This is a genomic window from Flavobacterium sp. UBA5153, assembly GCA_002413745.1.
Classification (GTDB): domain Bacteria; phylum Bacteroidota; class Bacteroidia; order Flavobacteriales; family Flavobacteriaceae; genus Flavobacterium.
The window spans coordinates 60,054-81,046 of record DHXP01000018.1 but is presented as its reverse complement, the minus strand read 5'-3'; the positions used below and the strand labels follow the sequence as shown (position 1 = coordinate 81,046).

23 protein-coding genes are annotated in these 20,993 nt (G+C 33.5%); 15 read left to right on the top strand and 8 right to left on the bottom strand.

The features are described from left to right. Window positions 1-201: 201 nt before the first annotated feature. From B2145_RS03940 to B2145_RS03925, 4 genes are all read right to left on the bottom strand, one after another. A complete protein-coding gene (locus B2145_RS03940) occupies window positions 202-2,100 on the bottom strand; it encodes an amidophosphoribosyltransferase (RefSeq protein WP_291098506.1) in 1,899 nt (632 codons plus the stop codon). A 75-nt stretch (window positions 2,101-2,175) separates the two neighbouring features. Then, the gene (locus B2145_RS03935; RefSeq protein WP_291098503.1) at window positions 2,176-3,099 is read right to left on the bottom strand and encodes a PfkB family carbohydrate kinase; all 924 of its coding nucleotides are present in this window, start codon (window positions 3,097-3,099) and stop codon (window positions 2,176-2,178) included. Window positions 3,100-3,320: 221 nt separating this feature from the next. Further along, window positions 3,321-4,478, bottom strand: a complete 1,158-nt coding sequence (locus tag B2145_RS03930) for an ATP-binding protein (RefSeq protein WP_291098500.1) — start codon at window positions 4,476-4,478, stop codon at window positions 3,321-3,323. 396 nt (window positions 4,479-4,874) lie between these two features. After that, a complete protein-coding gene (locus tag B2145_RS03925; protein ID WP_291098497.1) occupies window positions 4,875-5,870 on the bottom strand; it encodes a helix-turn-helix transcriptional regulator in 996 nt (331 codons plus the stop codon). A gap of 129 nt (window positions 5,871-5,999) precedes the next feature. On the opposite strand from B2145_RS03925, the gene B2145_RS03920 reads away from it, so the two are divergent. The 9 genes from B2145_RS03920 to B2145_RS03880 all read left to right on the top strand — a co-directional run bounded on the left by B2145_RS03920 (window position 6,000) and on the right by B2145_RS03880 (window position 12,078). Further along, window positions 6,000-6,794, top strand: coding sequence for a LamG domain-containing protein (locus B2145_RS03920; protein ID WP_291098494.1), 795 nt, complete (start codon window positions 6,000-6,002; stop codon window positions 6,792-6,794). 173 nt (window positions 6,795-6,967) lie between these two features. After that, on the top strand, window positions 6,968-7,735 hold the full coding sequence (locus B2145_RS03915) for a hypothetical protein (RefSeq protein WP_291098492.1): 768 nt from the start codon (window positions 6,968-6,970) through the stop codon (window positions 7,733-7,735). 61 nt (window positions 7,736-7,796) lie between these two features. Beyond that, window positions 7,797-8,495 (top strand): hypothetical protein, encoded by a 699-nt coding sequence (locus B2145_RS03910; RefSeq protein ID WP_291098490.1) that lies wholly within the window; start codon window positions 7,797-7,799, stop codon window positions 8,493-8,495. Between the two features lies 1 nt (window position 8,496). Next, window positions 8,497-8,721, top strand: coding sequence for a hypothetical protein (locus B2145_RS03905; protein WP_291098488.1), 225 nt, complete (start codon window positions 8,497-8,499; stop codon window positions 8,719-8,721). Between the two features lie 3 nt (window positions 8,722-8,724). Next, a complete protein-coding gene (locus tag B2145_RS03900) occupies window positions 8,725-9,198 on the top strand; it encodes a GNAT family N-acetyltransferase (RefSeq protein ID WP_291098485.1) in 474 nt (157 codons plus the stop codon). Window positions 9,199-9,218: 20 nt separating this feature from the next. Continuing rightward, window positions 9,219-9,710 (top strand): hypothetical protein, encoded by a 492-nt coding sequence (locus tag B2145_RS03895; RefSeq protein ID WP_291098483.1) that lies wholly within the window; start codon window positions 9,219-9,221, stop codon window positions 9,708-9,710. Then, window positions 9,700-11,073 (top strand): ADP-ribosylglycohydrolase family protein, encoded by a 1,374-nt coding sequence (locus tag B2145_RS03890; protein ID WP_291098480.1) that lies wholly within the window; start codon window positions 9,700-9,702, stop codon window positions 11,071-11,073. The genes B2145_RS03895 and B2145_RS03890 overlap by 11 nt, the downstream gene beginning before the upstream one ends. Window positions 11,074-11,099: 26 nt before the next feature. Then, entirely contained in the window at window positions 11,100-11,465 is a 366-nt protein-coding gene (locus tag B2145_RS03885; RefSeq protein WP_349677743.1) for a DUF6150 family protein, read from the top strand. 49 nt (window positions 11,466-11,514) lie between these two features. After that, on the top strand, window positions 11,515-12,078 hold the full coding sequence (locus B2145_RS03880; protein WP_291098477.1) for a hypothetical protein: 564 nt from the start codon (window positions 11,515-11,517) through the stop codon (window positions 12,076-12,078). 124 nt (window positions 12,079-12,202) lie between these two features. Here B2145_RS03880 and rnhA read toward each other — a convergent pair whose 3' ends face one another. Together rnhA and purN are read right to left on the bottom strand one after the other, a co-directional pair. Beyond that, the gene (gene rnhA / locus B2145_RS03875) at window positions 12,203-12,682 is read right to left on the bottom strand and encodes a ribonuclease HI (protein WP_291098474.1); all 480 of its coding nucleotides are present in this window, start codon (window positions 12,680-12,682) and stop codon (window positions 12,203-12,205) included. 9 nt (window positions 12,683-12,691) lie between these two features. Beyond that, complete coding sequence (purN, locus tag B2145_RS03870; protein ID WP_291098471.1) at window positions 12,692-13,261, bottom strand: phosphoribosylglycinamide formyltransferase; 570 nt, start codon at window positions 13,259-13,261, stop codon at window positions 12,692-12,694. Window positions 13,262-13,436: 175 nt separating this feature from the next. On the opposite strand from purN, the gene B2145_RS03865 reads away from it, so the two are divergent. The 6 genes from B2145_RS03865 to B2145_RS03840 all read left to right on the top strand — a co-directional run bounded on the left by B2145_RS03865 (window position 13,437) and on the right by B2145_RS03840 (window position 18,780). Continuing rightward, on the top strand, window positions 13,437-13,673 hold the full coding sequence (locus tag B2145_RS03865; RefSeq protein ID WP_007137004.1) for an acyl carrier protein: 237 nt from the start codon (window positions 13,437-13,439) through the stop codon (window positions 13,671-13,673). 179 nt (window positions 13,674-13,852) lie between these two features. Next, the gene (gene fabF / locus B2145_RS03860; protein ID WP_291098468.1) at window positions 13,853-15,106 is read left to right on the top strand and encodes a beta-ketoacyl-ACP synthase II; all 1,254 of its coding nucleotides are present in this window, start codon (window positions 13,853-13,855) and stop codon (window positions 15,104-15,106) included. Between the two features lie 5 nt (window positions 15,107-15,111). Next, entirely contained in the window at window positions 15,112-15,852 is a 741-nt protein-coding gene (gene rnc / locus B2145_RS03855; protein WP_291098466.1) for a ribonuclease III, read from the top strand. Window positions 15,853-15,966: 114 nt separating this feature from the next. Next, entirely contained in the window at window positions 15,967-16,455 is a 489-nt protein-coding gene (locus B2145_RS03850) for an IPExxxVDY family protein (protein WP_291098464.1), read from the top strand. Between the two features lie 5 nt (window positions 16,456-16,460). Continuing rightward, window positions 16,461-17,891, top strand: coding sequence for a pyruvate kinase (pyk, locus tag B2145_RS03845; protein ID WP_291098462.1), 1,431 nt, complete (start codon window positions 16,461-16,463; stop codon window positions 17,889-17,891). A gap of 115 nt (window positions 17,892-18,006) precedes the next feature. Beyond that, on the top strand, window positions 18,007-18,780 hold the full coding sequence (locus tag B2145_RS03840; RefSeq protein WP_291098460.1) for a Bax inhibitor-1/YccA family protein: 774 nt from the start codon (window positions 18,007-18,009) through the stop codon (window positions 18,778-18,780). Between the two features lie 151 nt (window positions 18,781-18,931). Here the strand turns inward: B2145_RS03840 and B2145_RS03835 are convergent, their stop codons facing one another. Both B2145_RS03835 and dinB read right to left on the bottom strand, forming a co-directional pair. Beyond that, window positions 18,932-19,486 (bottom strand): hypothetical protein, encoded by a 555-nt coding sequence (locus B2145_RS03835; RefSeq protein ID WP_291098457.1) that lies wholly within the window; start codon window positions 19,484-19,486, stop codon window positions 18,932-18,934. 388 nt (window positions 19,487-19,874) lie between these two features. Then, complete coding sequence (dinB, locus tag B2145_RS03830) at window positions 19,875-20,957, bottom strand: DNA polymerase IV (protein ID WP_291098455.1); 1,083 nt, start codon at window positions 20,955-20,957, stop codon at window positions 19,875-19,877. Window positions 20,958-20,993: the final 36 nt, after the last annotated feature.

Here is a 20,993-nt window from a genome sequence, read left to right as displayed (position 1 = left end):
TTCTCTTTTTTCTATTCTCTTTTCTTGACTTTACTCCAATAAAAAAGGTGAAATTGCTTTCACCCTTTTTGCCCCAAATCTACCATAAACTTAACCTACTAATATTATGGTGAATCAAAGATATATCAGTAATTCGCTTTCAACAAATAAATTAGATGAAATACAACAATACTCGATGAAACGCTTGATTATTGTTGTTTGTTAATATGCCCTAGCGTCTTTTCCTTCATAAAAATTCATAAACGCCTTGTTTACAACACGATTACCTCCCGGAGTTGGATAATCCCCAGTAAAGTACCAATCCCCCAAATTCTTCGGACAGGCAATATGTAAATTTTCAACGGTTTGAAAAATGATTTTCACTTCGGCATTTATTTCTGGCGAACTCAACAGTTGTGCTATTTTATCTGAAATTTCTTGGGGTTGAAATGGCGCATAAATTTCGGTCACAAAATTAACAACTTCGTGATCTTTAAAATTTTCCTGCTCTTTACATTTGACATACACTTCGTCGACAATGTGATACAACTTTCTTTCTTTTAGCAGTTCTAATGCTGCCTGAAAGGCTATCAACCCTTCGAGTTTTGCCATATCAATTCCATAACAATCGGGATACCGAATTTGTGGAGCCGATGAAACGACAACAATGCTTTTCGGTTTCAAACGATCCATCATTTTAATGATGCTCATCTTGAGCGTCGTTCCACGCACAATACTATCATCTATAATTACTAGATTGTCTGTTGGTTTTATCACTCCATAAGTCACATCATAAACGTGAGCCACTAAATCGTCACGACTGCTGTCTTCTGTTATGAAAGTTCTCAATTTTGCGTCCTTGATGGCTACTTTCTCGGTTCTGATTTTTACCGAAAGGATTTCCTCGAGTTTTTCTTTGGTTAATTTTTTTCTGTTTTCCAGAATATAATTATTTTTTCTTTGATTCAAAAAATCCTGGGCCGCTTCGACCATACCGTAGAAAGAAGTTTCTGCGGTGTTTGGAATATAAGAGAAAACCGTGTTGTCAGTGTCGTCACTAATAGCTTCTAAAACTGCTGGTAAAATTAATTTTCCTAACTTTTTTCTTTCTTGATATATTTCGGCATCGCTTCCTCTGGAAAAATAAATTCTTTCGAAAGAACAGGCTTTTTTAACAGTGGGTGGAAGAATTTCTTCCTCGGTTACTACGCCGTTTTTCTTGATAATTAAAGCCTTTCCGGGCTGTAGTTCTTTTACTTTTTCGAAATCCACATTGAAAACCGTTTGAATCACTGGTCTTTCCGAGGCTACTACCACAATTTCGTCATCCTCATAAAAATAAGCTGGTCGAATTCCTGCGGGATCTCTAAAAACAAAGGCGTCTCCGTGACCCAGAAGTCCTGCCATTGCATAACCTCCGTCTAAATTTTTGGATGCCCTATTTAAAATTTTCGCTATGTCTAATTTTTCGGCAATTACAGGCGAAGCTTCCCTTTTTGTCAGCCCATTATTTTTACATTCTTGGTATAAATCGGTTACGGCATTATCCAAGAAATGTCCAATTTTTTCCATTACGGTAACGGTATCCGTCATCTCTTTTGGATGCTGTCCTAAATCAACAAGATTTTGAAAAAGCTCTTTTACATTGGTCATATTGAAATTTCCGGCCAAAATCAGATTTCGATGCATCCAGTTGTTTTGACGTAAAAATGGATGAACACTTTCGATGCTGTTTTTACCGAAAGTTCCGTAACGAACATGTCCTAAAAACAATTCGCCTAAATACGGTATTTTCTTTTTTTGCAACGCCACATCATCCAAGTATTCTGGATGGGAAGTTAATTCCTCGTTTATTCTGTCGTTTATTTGGGCAAAAACATCTTGAATGGGTTGCGCATCGTTTGAGCGCACTCTACTTATATATCGTTCTCCCGGTTCTACATCAAGTTTGATGCTTGCAAAACCAGCTCCATCTTGCCCACGATTATGCTGCTTTTCCATAAGGAGATACATTTTTTGTATTCCGTAGAAAGCCGTACCGTATTTTTCTTTGTAGAATTCTAACGGTTTTTTTAATCTTAAAAGGGCAATGCCACATTCGTGTTTAATTGCGTCGCTCATTGTGTTGCTTTTGTATTTATTGTAGTAGTTTTTTAATCAAAAAAAGCCCCGTTTCCGAGGCTTCAGTATTATGCATTATATTTCTATATCAAATTGTGTCAAAGATTTGAATTGTTTCAATCTCACAACAACTTCATCTTTTTCAAGGCCAACCATTCTTTCGGTTCCAAATTTTTCCACACAAAAGGAAGCTAAATTAGACCCGTAAATCACGGCATTTTTCATATTTTCGAATGATATGTTTTCGCTTTGCGTAATAAATCCTGCAAATCCTCCCGCAAAAGTGTCTCCTGCACCCGTTGGATCAAAAACTTCTTCCAGAGGCAAAGCCGGTGCAAAGAAAATTTGATGATTATGAAACAATAAAGCACCGTGTTCCCCTTTTTTGATTACAACAAATTTTGGTCCCATGGCGTGAATTTTTACAGCCGCTTTTACCAATGAATATTCTCCCGAAAGTTGTCGTGCTTCTTCATCGTTGATGGTAATTACATCCACGCGTTTGATTACGTCCAATAATTCTGGTAAAGCACAATCCATCCAAAAATTCATGGTGTCTAAAACCACTAATTTGGGCTTGACATCCATTTGATCTAAAACACTACTTTGGACTAATGGATGCAGGTTTCCTAGCATCACCACATCAGCAGTTTTGAAATTTTGGGGAACTTTTGGTTGAAAGTCTGCCAATACATTCAACTCCGTTGCCAAAGTATCTCTAGAATTCAAATCATTATGGTATAAACCACTCCAAAAGAAGGTTTTTCCGCCTTTGACCACTTCAATTGCTGAAATATCAATGTTTCTATCGGTCAATAAATCTAAATATTCTTGTGGAAAATCATCGCCAACTACGGAGACAATAGCCGATTGAAGGTTGAAATTGGAAGCCGAAAGTCCTATGTAAGTTCCCGCACCTCCTAAAATTTTATCTGTTTTACCAAAAGGTGTTTCAATAGCGTCGAAAGCAACGGTTCCAACAATCAATAATTTATTCATACGTAGATTCTATTTTCTTTTTAAAGGAATATGGAATTCGCTTATTCGCATTTGATGATTACAGAAAAAATCTATGCTAAGCTCATTTCATTCTATGAGTTTCGAATTAAGCGGCAAAGATAGTTTATAAGTTTGAAGTTTGAAAATGTATGGGATTAGAAGTTTGGAACTTATTAGAATTTTAAATTGACTTCTAATTAGTCTTGTTATTTAGAATTGAATTACAAAATAAAATCCTTCCAACTCAATACTTTACCTATGGTTCGTTCTTGATTGAACAGTCCGGTGTGAACTACCGATTTACTTTCTATTAATTCTGGTTTTAATTTTTCAAAATAATTTAATCCTTTAAACATTTCGGATTTTATGGTTTCTGATGCTTTGATTTCAACCAAGTTTAGTAATTCTGATTTTTGCCAAATTAAATCCACTTCATGTCCTACCGCATCCCGCCAAAACCATAAATCACGAAGTAAATTGTTGTGATAATTTTTCTTTACATATTCATTAATAACATAATTTTCAAACAAGCTTCCTTTTAAAGAACTTAACCTTACACTATCGGCATCGTTTAATTTTAGTAAATTACAAAGCAAACCAGTATCATAAAAATAAAGCTTTGAACTTTTGGTAACGCGTTTGTTAAAATTTGAAAAATAGGGTTGCAATTGATACACAATGTAACTGTTTTCTAGAACCGAAATCCATGATTTTGCCGTAGGTTGCGAAATGCCACACTCATTTGCCAAAGAATTCAGGTTGACTAATTGCCCTACTCTAGCGGCACATAGCGAAATGAAATTTCGAAATTGTTTTAAGTCTTTTACATGAATTAGCTCCGACAAATCTCGTTCTACATAGGTCTGAATATAATTGGAATAAAAAACTTTAGATGGAATTTCTCTATCATAAATAGCTGGATAAAATCCTTTTTGGAGATTTATTGCATAATCATCGCTCAACCAATTAGCTGCTTGCATTTCGGAAATATCAAAAGGCAGTAGTTTAAACAAAGCCACTCTTCCTGCTAAACTCTGTGTAATGTTTTGCATCAAGTGAAAGTTTTGGGACCCCGACAAAATATATTGTCCCATAATTTTATCTTCGTCAACTTTGGTTTGTAAATAGGAGAATAAATGGGGCACCCTTTGCACCTCATCAAAAATAACATATTTATTATATTGCTTCAAAAAAGCATTTGGATCCTCGATAGCAAAATTTCTGGTGTCTAAATTTTCTAAATTTACGTATTCATACTCCTGAAATTGCGTTTTCAAAAAAGTGGTTTTGCCCGATTGTCTTGGGCCAGTTAAAGCCAAAATAGGATACTTTTTTTTATAAACATCCATTGCAGTTTTTAGGGCTCTATTTGCATTCATTTGATGAGTTTTAGAATTGCAAATATACCGCTAATTTTGAAATTACACTATATAAAACTTTGAAAATACACTATATTGTATTTTGAAAACGCACTCTACCTAACTTTGAAAATGTATGCGATTAGAAGTTTTGAGGTTTTTTTTGGTAGATTTGTTTAAGAAACCTCTCCAATGAAAAAAAATAATAATCGCATTTGCCCTATTTAGTTTTTTTTCTCTTGCCAGAAGAAAGAACAAAATTTTACCAAGGAAATGATTGAAGAATTAATTGTTTCTGATAATGGATTGCCTTCAAAACATAACTTTTTGGATTTATATATTTTGACCAATAACAATGAGATATTGAAGACTAGTATACCAAAAGATGACGGAGGAAAAACAATTAGATCTATAGTTTCAATTCAACCGCTCACATTTATCCCCAAATCTCCCTACAAAAAAGTCAATTTCTCGATTGTCCCAAACGGAAATTTCCAAAACCGTAAACTGCTTAGTTTTTTCTACGATGTGTTGCGTGGGGTGAATCTTTTTGTTTTCCACAATACCCATAGCCCAATCGGTAAATTTTAGTCTAAACGTTTTTAGTTGATTCTCCCTGTCATACCAAATCCCCAAGCTGTTACTGAGTAGATTTTCTAAATCACTCTTTTTGTACAGTTTTTGGTAATCGAAATAAATGTACTTTTCTATTGAGTCATTATCATCAGCCTCAATTATTGCTGGATATACTTGTTTTTCTATGAATTTATCAAGGGTGTAGTTTTTTAATAATGTTTCTGCTTCATTTGTATTTTCATCGATATCCGTTCCCAATAAATAATAACGGTTATCGTAATATCTGATTTGTAATGGAGCAACCTGTTTGAATTTTTCTGCCCCTTTTTTATCATACAAGAATTTAATGGCTTGACCTTTTTTGATATATTCAATAATTCTACCAGCCAATATAAGCAATTGGTCTTGGCTGTTTAAAGTAGGCTGAATATGGACAAAATGAGGATGCGGGTTTAAATCTTCTTTGGTATAATCAAATTCTTCCATTAATACGGATTTAATCCACTCCACAGAATTCATGGCCTTCTCGGTATCCAGCAACCCTAAGAGCAAGGGTATTGTGAGCTGTTCCTCTTCAGTTAGGTTCAAATTTTCGGGATGAGCTTCAAGAACAAAATAATTTTTCCCTTCAAACTTTCTGGATTTGATCACGTACCCGTTATCTATCAGGCTTTCTTTAGCCCTTTCAAGAGTTCTTCTGGCTACAGAATTCATTCCATAATCCGTTATCAAAATATCATTTAGTGAAGACAAAAGCTCATCAATATTGTGCTTTTTTTCTCTTAGAAGTTTTACTATGATTTTCTTGTAGAGCTTTCTTTTGCTGTAATCTTCCATGGAAATTTGGTTTATTGAATAACAAAGGTAAAAAGAACTTTGCCATTTTATGCCAAACAAGACGGTAGTTTTGTTGAAGAATTAAAAAGAAACACTCTAATTCAATATCGTTAATCTAAAACCAAAAACATGAAAACAATTAATTCTCTTAAAAACGTATTTCTACTGACAGCTGTCGCAATTTTATTAGCCAATTGCAGCCCAAACAACAATCCAACTCCAGGATCATCAATATCTACGTTCCCTACCGATGGTTTAGTTGCACGATACAACTTTAATGGTAATGCCAATGATGTATCAGGTCATAATTTAAATGGAACTGTTTATGTGGCTTCCTTGACAACGGACAGAAACGGAAACAGCAATTCGGCGTATCAATTTTCCTATCAAGGTTCAGTTTTTGGACAGAGAAATAATGAAATATATGTAGCTAATTCACCCCTTTTGGACAATAATAAATTAACTGTTTCCACTTGGATATATCCAACATCATATTTCTGGACTGGAAATGCTCAAAGTTCAAATACAGCAATTATTAGGAGAAGCCAAAACGGATATGTAAATCCATCTGGAGAAGTATGGGGTTTCGATTTTAACCAAAATAACCTAACGGCTGGCCTTGTAGGCACAAACAATACTCACCTAAATTTGAGCGTTCCAACTATATCCTTAAATCAATGGAGTCATATTGCGTTTTCATACGATGGGGCAACTCTAAAAATTTATGTCAATGGAATTTTGAAAGGAAGTCAAGCCGGAATAATAACTCTAAATTCTGAAAATTCCGGCATTTCAATTGGTGATTCTAACCAAGCTAATGGCTACTGGTGGCCTCTTAATGGCAAATTAGACGATATTACTTTATGGAACAGAGCACTTACGGCCGAAGAATTACAAAATGTTTATAATTCGAATAGTAATTAATGAAAACCGACACATTATTGACATACCAAAACAGTTTTGAAATCTACTATTTAAAACTTTGATTCCTAAATAAATGAAATCTACTTTTTGAATTTTTACCTCAAAAAAGCTGTACATTTAAGTTTTTTACTTTAGAAAATTTAAAATAGTAATCTATCAAAAACAAATATACTATGCCAATTCAACACAAGTTTTTAAACTATGACTGGAATAATGGATTTTACACGGAAAATTCCATTCTAAAAAACAAGTACTATTTACCTGAAGTACTATTTATTGGAACATTTAATCCGATGACCCCAAATGACAATCACGCTGATTTTTTTTATGGAAGAAACTGGTTTTGGCCAGTATTTAAGAATCTATTTATAGAAAACGCTTACGTCCTTAATAGCAGAAGAATGCCAGCGAATGGCGCTCCAAATCATCCACTAAACCCAACCATTGAGGAAATATTCGGTATTTGTAAAAAAGCTAAACTTTCATTCGCGGATATGATTACGGGAGTTTTTCCTGAAACAAATAATTATAGATTATTAAACAATGATAATGTTGTTTTTAACGATGTCGAATATAATTTGATTAATGATAATGAAAGAAACAATATTGGCGGTTTAGCTGAACTTGATGCTTTAAACCAAATCATTTGGAATATTGAAAATATAACAGATTATTTATGTAAAAATCCACAAATTACGAATGTATATTTTACCCGAAGACCAACTGGGATTTGGTTGCAAAAATGGAATGAATTAATAAATTCAAAGTGTTCGAAAAAAATCGAATATGGTGCTATTTATACACCAAGTGCAGCTAGATTAGATGGAAATCCTAGAATGGAAATGTTAATAAAACATTGGCTTTTCAATGATAATAATAATTATTTGACATTAGATCATGAATGGTTGATTAGAAATGGAGTAAATCCAAATAATTTTTGATGCCTAATTAGAATTTAAATCTAATTTTAAAAATAGAATAGTAATCAATTAAATTATAGATATGATAATACAACATTTAGCAATTGAAAATGGATGGGAAGGCCCAGAGATAGTTGAAAACCCAAAAACCTTAATTTTAGGCTCTTTCAATCCATTTAATACAAATATTAATAGAAATGCTGATTATTACTATGGAAGAAGTACGAATCATTTTTGGAAATCGATAGCAAGAAATTTAAATCTACACGAAGATTACTTTTGTAATAATTGGGATAGAAAGCTTGAAATTATGAATAAATATCAATTTTGCTTTCAAGACATAATTGATTCGATTGAAATTGATTTTGTTGACAACCAAATAGATAATGATGTTATTTTAAATAATTTCATGAGTGCTAAAATATTTAAGGAATTTTCTGATCAAGTTTTATTTACTTCTACTACAACTTATAAGGGTTTTAAAATAAGGGTTAAAAGGAATTATAATGAAAATGTAATTCAAACGTTAAGAACAGGTAGTATTAAAAACATAATTCATACGATGGGTAACACAACAATTAACCAAAATTTTAGAACTAATTGGTTAGAAAACGGATTGGGTGGATTAGGTTTTCAAGGATATATAAATAGAATATTAAATCAAGGTGTCAATTTTAATCCAATTTCTTATAGTCCTAGTGGGAGAGCAGTTAAAGGAGGCGGAGAAAATTACATTAATTTTTTAGATAATTGGACAAATACAAACCTAATACTTAGATAAGATGAACAAAAAACACTATGTAATTTACTTTGACGAAAATATAAATCAAGCAGTAACTAAAACATCAAGAGAATGGGCAAGAGATAATCAAAATCACTTTCCAGATTATGATTTTATTGAAAGCATTCCAACTTCAAATACAATAGACCATTTTTTAGTTGATGAGCTTGGTTACACTTTAATTTCTGATGATGAAAAATTTGTTTGTTTTAAATTAACAAATTAAACTATGATACAAATCCAAAAAGCTACCTCCGAACACCTTGACGAAATCGTATCCTTATGGCTAAAACTAATGAATCTTCATAAAGACTTTGATGAAGATTTCTTTGCAAACACAGACAATTCGGGCGTAGAATATAAAATGATTTTAAATGCGAATTTTAAAGACAAATCAAGCACACTCTTTATAGCTACTTGTGACACCAAGATTATAGGTTATGTAACTGCTAATATTAGCTGGTTTAAATATTCAAGCTACAATGCAAATAGTTATTGTACCCTTGGAGATATAATGATCGATGAAAACTACCGCCATTTAGGTATTGGAAAATCATTTATAGAAGAAATAAAAAAATGGGCAAAGTCAGAATCGGTACATAAAATTGTTTTGGATGTGTTTTCAAAAAACACCAAAGCCTTAAGCTTCTTTAAAAAGCAAGGATTTGATGATAATTTCAATAATCTAGTTTTAGAATTTTAATCATTTATAACAATCAAATAATGCCAAAAATAAACAACCCATTAACAGGTCACGGAAAAATGATAATTCGTTATAAAGGAAATAATGAATTATTGAGGTTTCAACCCTGTAAAATGAGAAGGATATATATGCACAGAGAAAAAAAGATTCAAGCTGATGTATATGAAAATTTATTATTAGAAACCCAACTTTTTGATGGTACAAATATTTGTTTTTCGGTAAAATCTTCAAATTTATATTATAGACACCATATTGATGGTGAAGAAATTTGGATTCATTCCGAACCAAGTTTTGTACATTTTACCTTTGTGAACGTGGATGATGAATTTGTTCTTTTTGATGGACAAATTACTTTTGTAAAGGAAATTAGTCGTGATTTTATTATCAATGAGGATTATGATATTATGTTAATTTATAGAAAATCAAAAGATTGGATGGATTTATTAGAAAAGAATAATATTGAGTACGAACTTCATTCCTATTCAAAGCCAGAACTCCAAGATGAAATCTAAAAACCACCTTCAAAACATTCTTTATGGTGTTGCCGTAGGAGATGCGCTTGGCGTACCCGTAGAATTTAAAAGCCGTGATTATTTGAAGCAAAATCCTGTAAATACTATGCAGGGTTTTGGTACGCACGATGTTAAAGCTGGCGTTTGGTCTGATGACAGTTCGCTGACCTTTTGTTTAGCCGAAAGTATCAATGAAGGCTTGGATTTGCAACAATTGGCAAACAAATTTATCGCCTGGAAAAACGAAAATTATTGGACTCCACAAGGAGAAGTTTTTGATATTGGCATTGCCACGAGTATAGCTATTGACCGATTAGCCAAAGGGATAAAACCTGAATTGGCTGGCGGTTTTGAAGAATGGGACAACGGAAACGGTTCCCTAATGCGGATTTTGCCTTTGGTTCTGTATTGTAAAGACAAGACGATTTTCGAACGTTTTCAAATCACAAAAGAGGTTTCTTCTCTTACTCACAGACACATTCGTTCTGTAATTGGCTGTTTTTATTATTTGGAATTTGCCAAACAGATTATGGAAGGCAAAGACAAGTTTGAAATCTACAAAAACTTAAAAAAGGAAGTGACCGATTTTTTAAAATCATTGAATATAAATACTCCTGAAATTGCAATTTACAACCGTCTTTTGAACGGCAATATCTATGAATTAGAAGAAGATGAAATCAAAAGTTCCGGCTATGTAGTTCACACTTTGGAAGCGAGTATTTGGTGTCTATTAACCACCAATAATTATGTCGATGCCGTTCTCAAAGCGGTCAATTTAGGGGAAGACACCGATACCACGGGAGCAGTTACGGGTGGTTTGGCAGGAATGCTTTACGGATTTGAAACGATTCCTCAATTTTGGATTACCGACTTGCCAAAAATAGCCGAGATTAACCAACTGATTTATCAATTCCATAAAAAAACAATGGAAATAAAAGGACTCATTAGCTATAGATATGTTCGAACCAATACAGGTGAAGGTGAAGGGTTCTCCCGGAATTATCCGCCTGTTGACCATCAAGCTGAAGTTAGTTTGTTTTTGCCCGATGAAGAAGGAAAGAATGTTTTAGCCTTCCAACTTGAATACCCAAAATACCCACATAATTTAGCAATACGATATACTTTTGACGAAGTGTTTTCTCGTAAAACAGACATTGGTTCGATAGGATTGTTTTTGAATAATATTACTTTTTTGGATGACAATCAAGTGTTTTTTATAGGAAGCTTTGCAAACTGTGATGATAAGAATGATTGTTATGATACTTTTGAGTTTTCTATGTATTTCAAACACGAGAATCTCAAAAGTGCTATTATGTCGAGTACTATCTATGCAGACACTATGATGCTTGTTTCTGAAATGTAATTTTTACAATCATTTAAAAGCAATTTATGGCAACCAAAAAACAGTTTGTTTCCAATCTAATGAAACTTTTTTGTCTTTCTTTTTTTGTGTTGACAAATTGCAATGTACGAGCCCAAAAAGTCTTTTCCGTACAGTATGCCAACCAAGCGGATGTAAAGGTTTTTATAGTAAATTATCCCAATCAAGCTGATTTGAAAGTATATAAAGTCAAATATAATAATCAAGTAGGAAATAACGAGGGTTTATGGTTTTTCACCCAATATACCAATCAATCAGACAAGAAAATTTTCTTTGTCAAATATGCTAATCAAGCCGATGTGAAAATTTATTTTGTTGAATATCAAAATCAAGCGGGCTGGAACGATAATTCCAAGAAAGCCTATTTCTATTAAAATCAAAATTGAAGTTCATTATTTTATAATGCAATCCAACTAGCCCCAAATGCACCTACTCAAAATCAATCTTCACGGGGAAAGTTGGACACTAAAAAAATTCGAGTGCAGCGAGGATGATTTGGATGAATGCTTGAAAGTAGCGGGTACAATGAAAGTTCCATTAGTAAAAGCGGTATTAGACCCATTTTTCTATTACTATCTAAAAATACCTTCCATCCAATCAGTCGAGCATCTACCAGGTAAAAAGTGGACTGGCTTATTGAACACTCCAAAAAACCAAATCGAAATAGTATTAGATGGCAAGAAAATTAAAAAACTTCACTTCAAAGATTTAAACCAAGAACAATTACTTTTTCCTTTATACAACATACATAAAACGAAAATCACTGAAGAATATAGCCCTGGAATTTATGTCGAACAAAAAGCAATTGGATTTATTGCCAGTTATGAAATAAAAGTGGATGATTTTAATATTGATGAGTTACAATTCCATTTATTGCAATTCAACAATAAACAGCTGTTGCAAAAACCAAGCTATCAAAATAAAAAAGTGCTCTTCAGAAAAAAGGAAACATTGTTAATTTACCAAAATAGTTTTGAGGTTTTATAGAAGTCCACTTTAGATTCTAAAAAAGAAGATTCTGACGCAGCGTATTGGAAAAACAAATACTTAAAGTTGTTGGAAGAATACAATGAGTTGTTGAAAATGAAGAAATAATTTCTCTATTTATAGTTTACAAAAGTTTCTCGTTCTCTTTTTCATAAAAAACATCCACGGAAAGTTCCTTTTGCATCGAAGCCATAACGGCAAGTTCATCGCAACGCTCGTTTTGAGAATGGTTGTTGTGTCCTTTTATCCATTTGAAATCGACTTGGTGTTTCCTGTAAACCACCAAAAACCGTTTCCATAAATCGGGGTTTTTCTTGCCCACAAAACCTTTTTTTTCCCAACCAAAAACCCATTTTTTCAAAACAGAATCCACCACATATTTAGAATCCGAAACTACCAAAACTTTCATATTCGGGTTTTTTAGCTTTTCGAGACCAACAATTACCGCCAATAATTCCATTCTATTGTTAGTGGTATGACGAAAACCTTCGTAAAATTCCTTTTTATGCGGCGTCCCCACAAGTTCCATAACAACGCCGTAACCGCCACGACCGGGATTCCCCTTGGCAGCGCCATCAGTATAAATATGTACGTCGTGTTCCAAAGTGTAAAGTTAGAAGTTAGAAGTTAGAAGTTTTTCAATAACTTCCGGAAAGTAGCGTTGTTCGAGTTCGTGAATTTTTTCGGCGACAATTTCAGGGGTTTCAGTTCCTGTTAAATTTACGCTCTTCTGAAAAATAATGTTGCCTTCGTCGTAATTTTCATTGACAAAATGAATGGTGATTCCGGTTTCTTTTTCGTGGTTTTCGACAACGGCTTTATGTACATTCATTCCATACATCCCTTTTCCACCATATTTTGGCAACAAAGCGGGATGTATATTTATTATCTTATTAGGGTACTGTTTTATAATATTTTCGGGGAGTTTCAATAAAAATCCGGCGAGAACTATCCAGTCGGGTTCAAAACTATTTAATTTTTGTAGTACTTTACCTTCATACAATTCCTCTTTCGAGAAGATTTCTGTTGGAACCTGTAAGTTTTTGGCTCTTTCAATCACTTTGGCGTTTGGACTATTGGTAAAAACGACAACGACAGTTCCGCAGTCTTTATTGCCAAAATATTTTATGATGTTTTCGGCATTAGTGCCCGATCCAGAAGCAAAAATTACTATTTTTTTCATACCCCAAATGATTTCTATTATGCAAAAAAAAGAATAAAAAGTGATAATAAATAACATTATGAAGTCTTTGTGAAATTTATTTTATAAATTAGTAGTCACATTTATTAACTAAATAGTTGTTTTAAAATAAAGTTTTTTATTTTTGCCAACAAATTAAATTTTAAAATTAAAGATTATGTCAGACATTGCATCAAGAGTAAAAGCGATTATCGTAGACAAATTAGGTGTTGACGAAAACGAAGTGGTAACAGAAGCAAGCTTCACTAATGATTTAGGGGCTGATTCATTAGACACTGTGGAGCTTATTATGGAATTCGAAAAAGAATTCGATATTCAAATTCCAGACGATCAAGCAGAAAACATTGCTACTGTAGGTCAAGCGATTTCTTACATCGAAGAAGCTAAAAAATAATAAAAAAACACCCGTTTGCAACATTGTAAACGGGTGTTATTATTATTATTTTTAATTAAATTCCAGATTGAATTTCAATCAAAATAATATTTATAATTAATACCCATGGCTATTTTGTGATATCAATACAGCAAGAAAGCGTGGGTTTTATTTATTTAAGATAACTAAATACATAATTTATGGTATTAAGACGAGTTGTAGTAACAGGCTTAGGCGCTCTTACACCTATTGGAAACAACATTCAAGAATATTGGAATGGACTTATAAACGGTGTTAGTGGAGCAGCTCCAATTACTTATTTTGATGCTTCAAAATTTAGAACACAGTTTGCTTGTGAAGTGAAAAACTTTAATGTTGAGGATTTCATTGACCGCAAAGAAGCGCGAAAAATGGATCGCTTTGCTCAATATGCAATGGTTTCCGCTGAAGAAGCCGTTAAAGACGCGAATTTTGATTTTGAAAAATTAGACAAAGATAGAATTGGGGTAATTTGGGGTTCAGGAATCGGCGGATTGGAAACTTTTCAAAATGAAGTTTTAGAATTTTCAAAGGGAGATGGAACACCAAGATTCAATCCATTTTTTATTCCAAAAATGATTGCCGACATTGCCGGCGGAAATATTTCCATCAAATACGGTTTTAGAGGCCCTAATTTCACCACCGTTTCTGCTTGTGCTTCCTCGACAAACGCCATGATTGATGCTTTCAACTATATTCGATTAGGCTATGCCGATGCGATGGTAACTGGTGGTTCAGAAGCCGCAGTGACTATTGCCGGAATGGGAGGATTCAATGCTATGCACGCCCTTTCAACAAGAAATGATGATCCAAAAACTGCTTCCAGACCTATGGATAAAGACCGAGATGGTTTTGTTTTGGGTGAGGGTGCAGGTGCTTTAATTCTTGAAGAATACGAACATGCCATAGCCCGTGGAGCAAACATCTATTGCGAAATTGGAGGAGGAGGAATGTCAGCCGATGCTTATCATATTACGGCTCCACATCCAGAAGGATTGGGCGCAAAAAATGTGATGCAGAATTGCTTGAGAGATGCTGGTTTAAAACCTACCGATGTTGACGGCGTGAATATGCACGGAACTTCGACACCGCTTGGTGACATAGCAGAGTCTAAAGCGATTTTACATGTTTTTGGCGAACATGCTTATGCCATGAATTTGAATTCCACAAAATCAATGACAGGGCATTTACTGGGCGCTGCTGGAGCAATAGAAACCATTTCTTGTATTCTTTCGATAAAACATGGAATTATTCCACCAACGATAAATCATTTTACAGATGATGAAAACATTGATCCTAAATTAAACTTTACTTTTAATGTTGCCCAAAAAAGAGAAGTGAAGGTCTTGATGAGCAATACTTTTGGTTTTGGAGGACACAATGCTTGTGTATTGATAAAAAAATTAGAATTCTAGTTTAAATGAATATAATTAGAAAAATATTTTCGAAATCCCGTTCTCTTGAAGACGGGATTTTTTTTGATTCCATTCGGGAAATTTTAGGTTTCGACCCTAATACAATCGAATATTATAAGAAAGCATTTACGCACCGTTCATCCAGCCGTCTAGATCAAAAAGGAAATCCTATCAACTACGAAAGATTAGAATTTCTTGGAGACGCAATGTTGAGTGCTGTAATTGCAGCACACTTATTTAGTAAAGCTCCCGCAGGCGATGAGGGCTATCTTACAAAAATGCGCTCAAAAATTGTAAGTAGGGAACATTTAAATGAATTGGGAAAAGATTTAAATCTTGTTCGATTTATAGAAAGCAAAGTACCTTTACACCATTTTGGAGAAAATATACATGGAAATGTTTTTGAATCGTTGGTAGGAGCAATATATCTTGACAAAGGCTATGTATATTGCGAAAAATTTATTCAAAAAAGTGTTATTATTCCTTATGTGGATATTGCCAGACTTGAAGGAAAAGTAATCAGTTATAAAAGTTTGATTATAGAATGGTGCCAAAAAGAGAAGAAGCAGTTTCACTATGATATTTTTGAAGATAATGCAATTGACGGGCAAAGATTATTCGGAGTAAAACTAAGCATTGACGACAAAGTAATTGCAAAAGCGAGAGCAACTTCTAAAAAGAAGGCCGAGGAAAAAGCATCACAACGTGGCTATTTTGCGTTTCAAAATAAGATTGACAAAAAATAACACCAATTCCCCCAAGACTATAACGTTTTCGTTTATAAAATAACAAAAACATCCCGTTTAGGAGGCCAATGCTCCAATAGAAACGCTATCTTTACATCTTATTTTTTTCATGAAATGGCTATTCATAAATTGGATCTTGGCGAATTTGACGAAATAGATTATCATCTTATTGCTATTCATACTCCATTAGAAGACTATCGATTAGCGTTTTTCATCAATCAAAGGCTTCCAATCAATTTAGGCAAAAGCAAGAATGAAATTCAAATTAATGTAAAAGAAGGGGAAACAAAATTTTCTAGGTTTTATTTTTATGATAAGGAAAGAGCAATTTCCTGGAATTTAATCCAAAATAAAAATGAAGTCCTTCAACAAAAAAACGATAATAGCCAAAATCTATTTTCAAATATAAAAATGGAAGTATCGACAAAAGTCTATTTGCTTCCAGAATTTAAGAAGGTAGATTATTTTTTAAAAATTGAAAATCTTGAAGAAACAATTGAAGTGACACAAATTCAGTCTCTTTTAAACACAATTGACAGCATATCGACGGCGTATACAGTCGAAACAAATAAAATAAAATCAAAAAACAATTTAATTTTTTAATACAAATGATTACAAACAAAAAGACTAAAATTGTAGCCACTCTTGGACCTGCATGTAGCACCAGAGAAATCATAAAAGACATGATTGAAGCAGGTGTAAATGTGTTTAGAGTAAATTTTTCGCATGCTGACTATGAAGATGTTAAAGAAAAAATCAATATTATAAGAGGTCTTAACGAAGAATTTGGATACACTACAGCAATTCTGGGGGACTTACAAGGTCCAAAACTTCGAGTAGGAGTTATGGAAGAAGGTGTAATTGTACATGATGGGGATTTAATCACATTTACAACTGCCGAAAATATTCTTGGAACTGCCCAAAAAGTTTTCATGAAATACAAAAACTTTCCAAATGATGTAAATCCTGGAGAAAGAATTTTACTCGATGATGGGAAACTTATATTCGAAATTGTTGAAACCGACAAAAAAACAGAAGTTCTGGCTCGAGTAATTCAAGGAGGTGAATTGAAATCTAAAAAAGGCGTTAATCTTCCTAACACGAAAATATCTTTACCTGCATTGACTGAGAAAGATATTGCCGATGCTATTTTTGCAATCGGTCAAAATGTAGATTGGATTGCACTTTCATTTGTAAAAACCCCAAGGGATTTACAGGATTTACAGGAATTAATTGCTAAACATTCAGCTTATAAAATTCCTATTATTGCCAAAATAGAAATGCCGGAAGCATTAGAAAATATTGACAAGATTATTGCTTATTGCGATGCCTTGATGGTAGCACGTGGTGATTTAGGAGTAGAACTTCCTGCTCATGAAGTACCTCTTGTTCAAAAAGAATTAATTCGCAGAGCAAAAACTGCACGAATCCCTGTTATTGTAGCCACTCAAATGATGGAAACTATGATTACAAGTTTAACTCCAACCAGAGCCGAGGTAAATGACGTTGCCAATTCGGTTATGGATGGTGCAGATGCTGTAATGCTTTCTGGTGAAACTGCTACTGGTAATTATCCTGTACAAGTAATTCAACAAATGACTCAAATTCTTGAAGCAGTTGAAGATTCTCCATTAATTCAAGTTCCTCAAAATACGCCACAAATAAAAACTAGTCGTTTTATAACTAAAATAGTATGTCACCATGCTACACAAATGGCAAATGGAATCAAAGCAAAAGCAATTTGTACCTTGACCAATAGTGGTTATACTGCCTTCCAAATTTCGGCTTGGAGACCTCAATCACATATATTGGTATTTACTTCAAACAGAAGAATTTTAACACGTCTTAGTTTATTATGGGGTGTGAAATCGTTCTATTATGATAGTTCCGTAAGTACTGATGATACTGTTTCTGATGTAAATGAAATTGCAAAACAAAAAGGATATGTTAAGAAAGGTGATTTCTTAGTAAACCTTTCAGCAATGCCACTAACCGATAAAGGAATGGTAAACACCTTGAGAGTTTCGGAAATAGAATAGTTAAACTTATACCAAAAACAAATCCGTCTGTTTAGAAATTAAACAAGGCGGATTTTTTTTTGGACTTAATTTATTTTTTAATATATCTTTGAAAAAAAAATAAATCATAAATACTATGAATTTCAAATCTAAAAATCCTTTTTTAAATAATAAATCTTTTTCAGCGAAAACAGCTTCAAGAAATGACGAAGTGCACCACGCCACACTTATTGATTACAACCAAGATATGACTTTGTCTGGGACAATCAATAAAACCTTAATCTTGTTTTTATTGCTTGCGGCATCAGCCATTGTTATTTGGTGGATGACTTTTAACGGAATGAACCCAATCGTTCCGGCTATTGGCGGTGCAATTGTGGGATTAATTTTGGTTGTAATTGCTGCTTTTAAACCGCAATATTCGCCTATTCTAGCTCCAGGTTATGCCTTATTTGAAGGCTTATTTATAGGGGGAGTTTCTGCAATTTTCGAAACCCAGTACCCAGGAATTGTGATTCAGGCAGTTGGCGCCACATTTGTAACATTTGTGGTCTGTTTAGGCTTGTATAAATTTAAAATTGTAAAAGTTACCGAGCAGTTTAAATCGGTTGTTGTTGCGGCAACGCTTGCCATAGCCACGTATTATCTCGTGTCTTGGATATTCTCAATGTTTACCAGTTTTGTACCTGTTCATTATGGCAATTCTATGATGAGCATTGGCATCAGCGTTTTTGTAATTATAATCGCAGCATTAAATTTGTTCTTGGATTTTGATCGAATTGAAAAAGGAGTGGAACAAAAAATGCCCAAATATATGGAATGGTTCGGCGCTATGGGCTTGATGATAACTTTGGTCTGGTTATACATTGAGTTTTTAAGATTGCTATCTAAACTTTCAAGTAGAAAATAAATAAAATCATTTTTTAAGTTTCAAAACCACGCAAATTTGCGAGGTTTTTTGGTTTTTGACTTGTTTTGTTTGCTATCGTTGGTGGGCACAGAATGCAATTCTGCGCTATCGTTCACGACTTTATTTTGTTATTTCCGAGCCATCTGGGATATTATTTTTTACTTTTATACCTTAAATAAAATACTTTAATTGAATATACTAATGATAAAACACACAAGATAAATGATATGTTTTTAATTAACTTTAATTTTTTAAAGTAATTTAAACTTTTATCTAAATCTATATATTTCAACCCACCAAACTCATTGTGTGAGTAACTTATTTCTTTACAAATAAATTTAGGGTACAAATTATTTGTAACTTCTTCATAAACTTGTATGTATCTGTTATTATTGTTTTTATCTTTAACTTTTGCAATTATAATTTTGTCATTAAACCAATATCCTAAGAATTTATCAATTATAATTTTCTTTTTGGTATCATCCATAAAAATGGAACCATTTTTATGGATGATTAGTAAACTCATATCATTTTCCTCTAGTATCATTCCTTGATTTCCAAAATCTGATCCTGCAAAATATATTTCAAATCGATGTGGAATTTTTGAACTAAAAAAACCATTCCCAAAACCGTAATAATAAGTTTTGCTGTCCAAATAAAAAAACAAAACTAATAAAGTGAATGATAAAATTATTATTTTTTTCATTTTCGTAACTCATTTATTAACTGGATATCCAGGATTACTGTATTTTATTAAAAACTTATATGGAATAAAATTATAAGGTTTTGGCATAGTTGAGTAAGTTGGTATGAATCCCGATTGCTCGGAAATGCAAATACTCCTCGTTATGGATAGCGCGGTTTTGCAAACCGTGCCATTCCTACAAGCAACTAAAACACCCGAGCATAGCGAACAGACGAAGTAAATCTAGTAAAAAAAGTTTAAATTTCGTGTTTTAATGAAAAAAGCTACAGTTTTTATTGAAGTAGTTTATTTTAACTTGTTTTTTACTCATGTTTTTTGAACACAGAAAGCAATTCTGGGCAACACAACAGTATAAATTTAATATATCCGAGCCGTTGGAGTTTTTTTGTTAAAAAGCAAATTTCAACTGTACCACGACTGTCTTTTTTTGCTCGGTGTTCAAATTACTCAAGGATATTCCAAGCAATCGAACGGAATCTTTCATCCGTTCCTGATACAAAAGTTCCTTCACGGTTTCTAGAATAAGTCCCTTGTCGGAAATAAAATAAGGCAGGGTTTTGCTGCGGGTTTGTTGCGTAAAATCGCTGTATTTGATTTTTAAGGTAACTGTTTTCCCTGCGATGCGGTGTTTTTTTAGTCGTTTTTCCAATATGTTTGCAATGTTTTCCAATTGTTCCATCATAAAAATTTCGGAAGACAAATTGATGTCAAAAGTATGTTCGGCTGCCACCGATTTCGTGATTCTGTCCGATTTCACTTCACTGTTGTGAATGCCCCGAACTACGTTATAGTAGAAATTTCCAGATTTCCCGAAATGTTTTTCCAGGAATTCCAATGATTTACCTTTCAAGTCCAAACCGGTAAAAATTCCTAGTTGATACATTTTTTCGGTGGTAACTTTCCCCACTCCATAAAACTTCCGGATGGGTAATTCTTCCAAAAAAGGAATAACCTCATCAGGATTTACGGTTTTCTGACCGTTGGGTTTATTATAATCACTGGCAATTTTTGCCACGAATTTATTTACTGAAATTCCTGCCGAAGCAGTCAAACCCACTTCGTTGAGAATGCGCAATCTGATTTCTTGTGCCAATAAAGTCGCGCTTGGATTTCCTTTTTTGTTTGCCGTAACATCGAGATAGGCTTCATCAAGCGAAAGCGGTTCGACTAAATCCGTGTAATCGTGGAATATCTTTCTGATTTTACTTGATATTTCTTTGTAACGCTCAAATCTGGGTTTCACAAAAATTAAATCAGGACAATTTTTTTTGGCCAAAACGCCACTTATGGCACTTCGAACCCCAAATTTTCTGGCTTCATAACTTGCTGCGGCAACGACTCCCCTGTTTTCGGCTCCGCCCACTGCAATGGGCTTTCCCCGCAATGCAGGATTATCCATTTGCTCCACCGAAGCAAAGAAAGCGTCCATATCAATGTGGATGATTTTTCTATTTGGATTTATTTCGGACATAGGACAAATTTATGTAATACCGCTAGTTATTTCAAA

Bases quoted from the DNA above. Each gene is read 5' to 3' on its own strand.
- B2145_RS03940 (WP_291098506.1), bottom strand. From the start codon at position 2,100: ATGAGCGACGCAATTAAACACGAATGTGGCATTGCCCTTTTAAGATTA.
- B2145_RS03935 (WP_291098503.1), bottom strand. From the start codon at position 3,099: ATGAATAAATTATTGATTGTTGGAACCGTTGCTTTCGACGCTATTGAA.
- B2145_RS03930 (WP_291098500.1), bottom strand. From the start codon at position 4,478: ATGAATGCAAATAGAGCCCTAAAAACTGCAATGGATGTTTATAAAAAA.
- B2145_RS03925 (WP_291098497.1), bottom strand. From the start codon at position 5,870: ATGGAAGATTACAGCAAAAGAAAGCTCTACAAGAAAATCATAGTAAAA.
- B2145_RS03920 (WP_291098494.1), top strand. From the start codon at position 6,000: ATGAAAACAATTAATTCTCTTAAAAACGTATTTCTACTGACAGCTGTC.
- B2145_RS03915 (WP_291098492.1), top strand. From the start codon at position 6,968: ATGCCAATTCAACACAAGTTTTTAAACTATGACTGGAATAATGGATTT.
- B2145_RS03910 (WP_291098490.1), top strand. From the start codon at position 7,797: ATGATAATACAACATTTAGCAATTGAAAATGGATGGGAAGGCCCAGAG.
- B2145_RS03905 (WP_291098488.1), top strand. From the start codon at position 8,497: ATGAACAAAAAACACTATGTAATTTACTTTGACGAAAATATAAATCAA.
- B2145_RS03900 (WP_291098485.1), top strand. From the start codon at position 8,725: ATGATACAAATCCAAAAAGCTACCTCCGAACACCTTGACGAAATCGTA.
- B2145_RS03895 (WP_291098483.1), top strand. From the start codon at position 9,219: ATGCCAAAAATAAACAACCCATTAACAGGTCACGGAAAAATGATAATT.
- B2145_RS03890 (WP_291098480.1), top strand. From the start codon at position 9,700: ATGAAATCTAAAAACCACCTTCAAAACATTCTTTATGGTGTTGCCGTA.
- B2145_RS03885 (WP_349677743.1), top strand. From the start codon at position 11,100: ATGGCAACCAAAAAACAGTTTGTTTCCAATCTAATGAAACTTTTTTGT.
- B2145_RS03880 (WP_291098477.1), top strand. From the start codon at position 11,515: ATGCACCTACTCAAAATCAATCTTCACGGGGAAAGTTGGACACTAAAA.
- purN (WP_291098471.1), bottom strand. From the start codon at position 13,261: ATGAAAAAAATAGTAATTTTTGCTTCTGGATCGGGCACTAATGCCGAA.
- B2145_RS03865 (WP_007137004.1), top strand. From the start codon at position 13,437: ATGTCAGACATTGCATCAAGAGTAAAAGCGATTATCGTAGACAAATTA.
- fabF (WP_291098468.1), top strand. From the start codon at position 13,853: ATGGTATTAAGACGAGTTGTAGTAACAGGCTTAGGCGCTCTTACACCT.
- rnc (WP_291098466.1), top strand. From the start codon at position 15,112: ATGAATATAATTAGAAAAATATTTTCGAAATCCCGTTCTCTTGAAGAC.
- B2145_RS03850 (WP_291098464.1), top strand. From the start codon at position 15,967: ATGGCTATTCATAAATTGGATCTTGGCGAATTTGACGAAATAGATTAT.
- pyk (WP_291098462.1), top strand. From the start codon at position 16,461: ATGATTACAAACAAAAAGACTAAAATTGTAGCCACTCTTGGACCTGCA.
- B2145_RS03840 (WP_291098460.1), top strand. From the start codon at position 18,007: ATGAATTTCAAATCTAAAAATCCTTTTTTAAATAATAAATCTTTTTCA.
- B2145_RS03835 (WP_291098457.1), bottom strand. From the start codon at position 19,486: ATGAAAAAAATAATAATTTTATCATTCACTTTATTAGTTTTGTTTTTT.
- dinB (WP_291098455.1), bottom strand. From the start codon at position 20,957: ATGTCCGAAATAAATCCAAATAGAAAAATCATCCACATTGATATGGAC.